General features: G+C 32.7%; 9 protein-coding genes. 1 reads left to right on the forward strand and 8 read right to left on the reverse strand.

Annotated elements, in window-relative coordinates; translation table 11 throughout:
- Positions 1-95: 95 nt before the first annotated feature.
- Complete coding sequence (locus ACHAJD_RS04235) at positions 96-794, forward strand: queuosine precursor transporter (RefSeq protein ID WP_435584624.1); 699 nt, start codon at positions 96-98, stop codon at positions 792-794.
- A 22-nt stretch (positions 795-816) separates the two neighbouring features.
- Here ACHAJD_RS04235 and ACHAJD_RS04240 read toward each other — a convergent pair whose 3' ends face one another.
- The 8 genes from ACHAJD_RS04240 to ACHAJD_RS04275 form a co-directional block, all read right to left on the reverse strand.
- Positions 817-1998 carry a PAS domain-containing protein gene (locus tag ACHAJD_RS04240; RefSeq protein WP_435584625.1) on the reverse strand — a complete coding sequence of 394 codons (1182 nt, stop codon included), beginning with the start codon at positions 1996-1998 and terminating at the stop codon, positions 817-819.
- 61 nt (positions 1999-2059) lie between these two features.
- Positions 2060-2293 (reverse strand): 30S ribosomal protein S18, encoded by a 234-nt coding sequence (gene rpsR, locus ACHAJD_RS04245; RefSeq protein WP_435584626.1) that lies wholly within the window; start codon positions 2291-2293, stop codon positions 2060-2062.
- 15 nt (positions 2294-2308) lie between these two features.
- On the reverse strand, positions 2309-2746 hold the full coding sequence (gene ssb / locus ACHAJD_RS04250; protein ID WP_435584627.1) for a single-stranded DNA-binding protein: 438 nt from the start codon (positions 2744-2746) through the stop codon (positions 2309-2311).
- A 13-nt stretch (positions 2747-2759) separates the two neighbouring features.
- Positions 2760-3047 (reverse strand): 30S ribosomal protein S6, encoded by a 288-nt coding sequence (rpsF, locus tag ACHAJD_RS04255; protein ID WP_435584628.1) that lies wholly within the window; start codon positions 3045-3047, stop codon positions 2760-2762.
- A 131-nt stretch (positions 3048-3178) separates the two neighbouring features.
- Positions 3179-3454, reverse strand: a complete 276-nt coding sequence (locus ACHAJD_RS04260) for a YerC/YecD family TrpR-related protein (RefSeq protein WP_435584629.1) — start codon at positions 3452-3454, stop codon at positions 3179-3181.
- Complete coding sequence (locus ACHAJD_RS04265) at positions 3447-4190, reverse strand: alpha/beta hydrolase family protein (protein WP_435584630.1); 744 nt, start codon at positions 4188-4190, stop codon at positions 3447-3449. Before ACHAJD_RS04265 ends, ACHAJD_RS04260 begins: the two co-directional genes overlap by 8 nt.
- Positions 4174-5391 (reverse strand): competence/damage-inducible protein A, encoded by a 1218-nt coding sequence (locus ACHAJD_RS04270; protein ID WP_435584631.1) that lies wholly within the window; start codon positions 5389-5391, stop codon positions 4174-4176. The genes ACHAJD_RS04265 and ACHAJD_RS04270 overlap by 17 nt, the downstream gene beginning before the upstream one ends.
- Positions 5392-5495: 104 nt before the next feature.
- Positions 5496-6422, reverse strand: a complete 927-nt coding sequence (locus tag ACHAJD_RS04275; protein ID WP_435584632.1) for an aminoglycoside phosphotransferase family protein — start codon at positions 6420-6422, stop codon at positions 5496-5498.
- Between the last annotated feature and the right edge of the window lie 68 nt (positions 6423-6490).

Here is a 6490-nt window from a genome sequence, read left to right on the forward strand (position 1 = left end):
AATAATTATTGACAAAGTGTTTTAATTCATATAAAATGTGTCAGTATTACGCAGTTCGTAACCATCCTGCGATATCAAAACTAGGAGGCATTATAATGAATAATGAGTTGATTTGGTTGTTGTTTGCTTTGGCAAACTTCGTAATGATTGTACTTTCTTATAAGTTATTTGGAAAGTATGGTATGTTTGCTTGGATTGCTATGGGGACTATTTTAGCAAATATTCAAGTATTAAAAATAGTGGAGTTATTTGGACTTTACGCTACACTTGGAAACATTATGTTTGGAACGTTGTTTCTAGCAACGGATACCCTAAGTGAAAAATATGGGATTAAAGAAGCAAAAAGAGCGGTTTATATGGGATTTTTTACATTAATCTCTATGGTAATCATTATGCAGTTTGCATTATGGTTCAACCCTGCTGAAGAAGATTTTGCTCAAGATGCACTTGTGACAATATTTGGTATTAATTTTGGTGAAGTTGATATGGTACGTATCATCATTGCTAGCTTAATTGCTTATCTTGTTAGCCAAATACTCGATGTACATTTATTTCAAAAGATTAAGTCGATTTGGCCAAGTGATAAACTTTTATTTGTTAGAAACATCGGTTCAACCGCTATTTCTCAAGCTGTTGATTCTGCAATATTTGTCCCTTTAGCATTCTTGTTTGTTTTACCTGGGAATATTGTGCTAAGTATTTTCTTTACTACTTACTTTGTTAAGTTGTTCGTTGCAGTTTTAGATACACCATTTATCTATTTAATGAAGAAAATTAAACCTATTTATGAATAAGACCGAGCGCGCTCGGTCTTTTTTATTTCCATTTCAATAATCTTTGTTCACCTTTTAATGCTTTTATTCTAGTAATATCTTGTGATACTTCTAATACACCTTCATAGTTACCTTGTTCATCACGTACAGCGTAGTAGGTAATGTATAAGAAATGTGATTTAAACTTGATCCAAAACTCTGCCATATCTTCTTTACCATCCTTAAATGATTGGACAATTTCTTTTACAGTATCGACACTTTTAGGTGGGTGACAATGTTCAACAAGTCTACCAATTACAGACGGATTTCTTGGAAAATGACGTGTTTTTGTTTCATTAAAATAAGCTACTTTATCATGCTTATCAACAAACGTAATATCAAGGGGTAAATGGTTTAGCATGAGGTTTAACTGTTTAAAATTGAGCGTGCCATTTGCGACTTTAAACTCGTTTTGTTCAAACTGATCAAAAATTCGATTTTTCTTTGTCACATACTGTTTTTCTAAGAAGGTAAATCCGTACTGCATACATTCTTCTAACATTTCATCAAGTAAGTTATCACTTAGGAATTTATCAGCAACAGGAAATAATATAATCGATTCTTTTTGGATAATTCCGTAGACTAAATAATAGTAGCTTCCAATAATGGGTTTAACACGATCAACGTCAAGGATATCTTCTTCAAAATGATGAATAATTTCTTTTATTTGTTTTCGAGCATCATCGTGTAGGCTCCACATAACTTCTAGAGGTTTATTTGAAGGGACGAGTTTTTCTAATCGTGGAAATAAAATATTTTCTTTTTTAACCCATTTTTTTTCAAACTCTAAACACTTAGTAAACCCTTTTAATAATTGTGCCTTATTATCAATCATTTTGTTTTCTTTAAAGTGTGGTTTTAATGATTTTAGATGATTAATAATTGCTTCATTTTCCTCTAACATCCATTTAAAAAAGTCGTGGTGATGAGACAAAAGCGCATGTTCTGATAATCCTTTATAAAAAACATTTACGAATTTGTTTGCATTATCTTTAATAGATTGAATTGATTCTTTTGTATTTTCTTTATACATTTCTACATAAAATAAATCCAGTGGTGTAATCGAATGAACAATGTCTTTATATTGCTCATACACAGCTTTTTTATTCGTTGATTCGTCATTTAATGCTTTCATAAAGGCACTTATTTCTTTAACACGTTGATCGTTTTTATGAAGGGTTTCCATTGTATCACCTCGTTAATTATTATAACAAAAAAATACGCCTTAAAGGGCGTATTTTAAATTTTTAGTCTTTTACGAATGGTAATAATGCCATATGACGCGCACGTTTGATTGCAACGCTTAATTCTTTTTGGTAACCAGCTTTTGTTCCAGTTACACGTTTAGGTAAAATTTTACCTCTATCAGAAATAAAACGTCTTAATAATTCAGCGTCTTTGTAATCGATGTATTTAATGTTATTTTCTGTGAAATAACATACTTTTCTACGGCGTTTACGAAATGTATTTGGTCTTGCCATGATTATTCCTCCTTATTAGAATGGTAGATCGTCTTCGGTTACTATATCAGGTATTGAAGACGTTTTCTTAGATTGTTGTTGTCGTGGTTGTGATTCTTTTTCATTATTATAGTTGCTACTATTTTCTTGAGACGCTTTGGTCTCTAAGAATTGGACTGAATCACAAACGATTTCAGTGATGTATTTTCTATTACCGTCTTGGTCATCGTAAGAACGTGTTTGAATACGACCTTCAACACCGACTAATGAACCTTTTGAAAGATATTGTTCAACGGTTTCAGCTTGGCGTCTCCAGACAACACATTGGATAAAGTCTGCTTCTCTTTCACCACTTGGGTTTGAGAATTGACGATTTACAGCTAAGGTAAATGTTGCAACTGGAATATCGTTTGCAGTACGTCTTAATTCAGGGTCTTTTGTTAAGCGCCCTACTAATATCGCACGGTTAATCATACTATCACCTTTCTTATCTTACGTCTTTAATGATTAGGTAACGCAAAATGTCTTCTTTAATGCGAACAACGCGGTCGAATTCAGCACGTGCTTCTTCAGTAGCTGTTACGTCTAATATAACGTAATAACCTTTTCTATGCTTTTGAATTTCGTACGCTAAGTCACGCATTCCCCATTCGTTAACTTTATCTACTGAAGCATCTCTTGAAGTGAAAATATTGCTTAATTCTTCAATTAAAGCTTTGCGGTTTTCTTCAGTAACAGTTGGACGAATAATATACATGATTTCGTATTTTGTCATTTTTTTTCCTCCTTATGGTCTATTGGCTGCATGCAGCAAGGATGAGTTTATAACTCACGGTAAATCATTATATCACAAGGTCTCCTTGATGTAAACAAATAGACTAAAAAAAACCTTAAGTATTTAAATGGTTATTTTAAGACCTTTTGATAACCGCCAGCACCGTATTGTAAGGCTTTATTTACGCGACTTATCGTAGTTGCACTTGCTTTAGTTATTCGTTCAATTTCAACATAGGTTGTGCCTTGTTTTAAAAGTCTTGCAACATGAAAACGTTGGGTAAACTCTTTTATTTCTTGAATGGTTGCAATGTCTTCAAAAAACGCATAGTAATCCTCAACGGTTTTTAGTTTTAACATATGTTCAAATAATAGATCTGTTTCTTTATTTTTTATGTGTTTATTCATCATAGCCTCCGTAACTTTTTTTTAGAAGGTCTAGTAAATCTTCATGCATTTTTTTGTTTATTTTATGTTCAGTTTTATAGGTTTTAAAAATAATATTTTTAGTATCTTTATAGGTTTGATAAAACGATTCACTTTGTTGGTATGGTATTACTTTATCTTCTTTTCCGCTAAACATGATTAACGTATTAAAATGCATGTTATCAACATTTTTACTTGGGTCCATCGCTTCAACTTGTTTTAATACTTCATCACTATTTGGATAAAGTTCTTGTCGGTTTTTTGGAAGCCTATGCTTGGTTGCTTCTAAAAATTTTGGGCTGCTAATTAGTGCGATTAAATGGTTAATGTCTTCGGTGATGGTACTAAGATAGTATGCAGTTAATCCACCCATGGAAATACCAGCAATATCAAAGGTTTTGTACTGTGACTTAAAGTGTTTTGTATAGATAGTTAAAATATCTTCAGCGGTTTGTCTTACAACGTTTGAAGCATCTAGTTCACACAAATCTTTATCTTTTGATATAAATGGTTCTGCTAGTCTACTTCCATGTTTATAGGCATCTATCCCAATAACGTGATAGCCAAGTTTAACAAATGAAACCCCTAAAAGATTCATGATTTTTTCTTTACTCCCAAAAATACCATGTTGTAAAAAGAGCAGTTTATTAGCGGATTCACTTATATATTGAAGTGTGTTTAATCCTTCTAATATTTCTTTTTTAATGATTGTCTTCATGCATTAATGCCTTATAAATTAAGTAAAGCGCAAAAGTTACAGCTTTATAGCGGATCATTTGGCGATCCCCTGCAAATACACGATGATATGTTTTTGTTTTCCCTTCGTGATAAAGCCCAAAATATACCGTTCCAACTGGTTTTATTGAGCTACCACCACCAGGCCCTGCAACCCCTGATATACTCATCGCTATATCACTGCGTGTACGATGTGCGGCTTGATAGGCAAGTTCATAAACACATTGATCGCTAACCGCTCCGAATTTATCGATAATCATTTGATTAACGCCTAAGTTTCTAATTTTTGATTCGTTTGAATAAAGTACATAGGATTCATTAAAAACTTGTGATGCGTTTGGAACATTAATTAATCTTCCAGCTAAAAGTCCGCCTGTGCAAGATTCTGCAAATGAGATGGTTTTATTTTGTGCCATTAACACCTCAACAACGCGTTCTTCAAGTGGCATGTTATAAGGACCAACAATATACTCATCAAATGTCTTTTGAAAGGCGTTTAATGCGGCTTCAAGCGCGTTTTTATTTGGTGATGTAAAGATATACTGTATTTCTGCTAAACCTGCGTAAGGCGCAATATTAACCTTATCATGTTTTTCATAAATAGTGGTAAGTTGACCTTCCATATCCGATTCACCAATACCGACAACTAAAAAGCCTGCTTCATAAAAATCTTTCTCAACACGTTCTTCGAGGTAGGCTTTTACACTTGAGAACATTGGATGCATCTCTTGTGGTGGACCGGGTAGTAAAACAATTATTTTATCATCAACTTGAATGATAACCCCTGGTGCGGTTCCATATTGATTAGGTAAAATAATAGATTCTTTTGGAAAATACGCTTGTTTTTTATTTGATTCATTTACTGTACGGTTCATACGGGCAAATGCGAGTTCAATTCTTTTATATGACTCTTCGTGGTAGTGGAGTTCTAAGTTAAAGTATTTGCATACAGATTCTTTTGTTAAGTCATCTTTCGTTGGTCCAAGGCCACCAGTGAAAATGATTAAATTATCTTTTGTTTGATCAAGGGTTTCATTAATCATAGTTTCTTCATCATTAATACTTACAGCACGTGAGACCTTTATGCCAATACTTCTTAACTCTTTAGATAAATAGTTGAGGTTCGTGTTAATCGTTTTACCATTTAATAGTTCGTTTCCAATTGTAATAATTGTTGCTTGCATAATATCACCCCAGTTAATTATATCATAATCTTTATGCAGAAAAAGAGTGGATTAAACTCTTCTGGTATCCTCAAAATAAAAAAAGGCATATTTGCCTTTTTAACTTAAAGCTTTTTTGCTGCTTCTCCTGATATATACCAATTTGGCACATTAGTTTTGTTTTCAATAAAATCACGATAAGCTTGATTGATGCTATCATAAGCAAATTCTAAATTATCTTTATCATACACCAAGGCCCATGGAATGACACCTATTTGTGTAGATAGCACATAAAATTTCAAATAGGTGAAGAAATCACTTGGAACTTTGTTATTAAAATACCCGTTAATTTGGCCACTCGCAAATGCCTCGCTATATTTTATGGTGATATATAATCGATTAAACTCATAATAGGGATCTGCAATTTCATGACGATTAAAATCTATGATTGATAGTTCATTGTTTTGGTTAATAATCATGTTACCAGTGTGATAGTCTCCGTGTTGTAAGCTTATTGGTCTATCATTTAACAAATTGGTATTTGCTTGAACCCATTTGATTATTTCATCTACTTTTTCGCTTTTTATCTCACACTGTCTAAATAACTCAATACGACGGGCAATCTTATCTTTATACGTTCGATTAAAATCGATAGGGTTAGCTACAGTAATACTGTGAATTTGTTTTAAAATTTTACCCGCTTCAAACCCAAGTTCGTACTGCATTCTTTTTGGTAGGTGTGGCACGACAATTTCAACTTGTTCACCATCGATAAAAGATAGTAACATATACACTTCTTGTCCTTCGTTAAAAACACCAAAATCAATCGGTTGACTCATCGGAATTGGCTCTTTGGCTAAAGTTTGTATAAACTCATATTCAGACTTCTTTTTGTCGTAATTTAAAAAATCGCTTGTTCTTAATAAATAATGCTCGTAGGATTTAGTTAAAACATGGTATTTTTTATCTAGTGACCACCCTTTGTGAATTTGTGTTATATTTAATAATTCACTATAGTTTGGTAAATCTTTGAATCGTTTCAAATCTTCCATAAGCACCTCCTAAAGTTTAATGTATTATAGCATATTTAATCAATGAAAAAAGCATGCCAACGCATGCC

The sequence above is a fragment of the Liberiplasma polymorphum genome, assembly GCF_043951795.1.
In the GTDB taxonomy this organism is placed as follows: domain Bacteria; phylum Bacillota_I; class Bacilli_A; order Izemoplasmatales; family Izemoplasmataceae; genus Liberiplasma; species Liberiplasma polymorphum.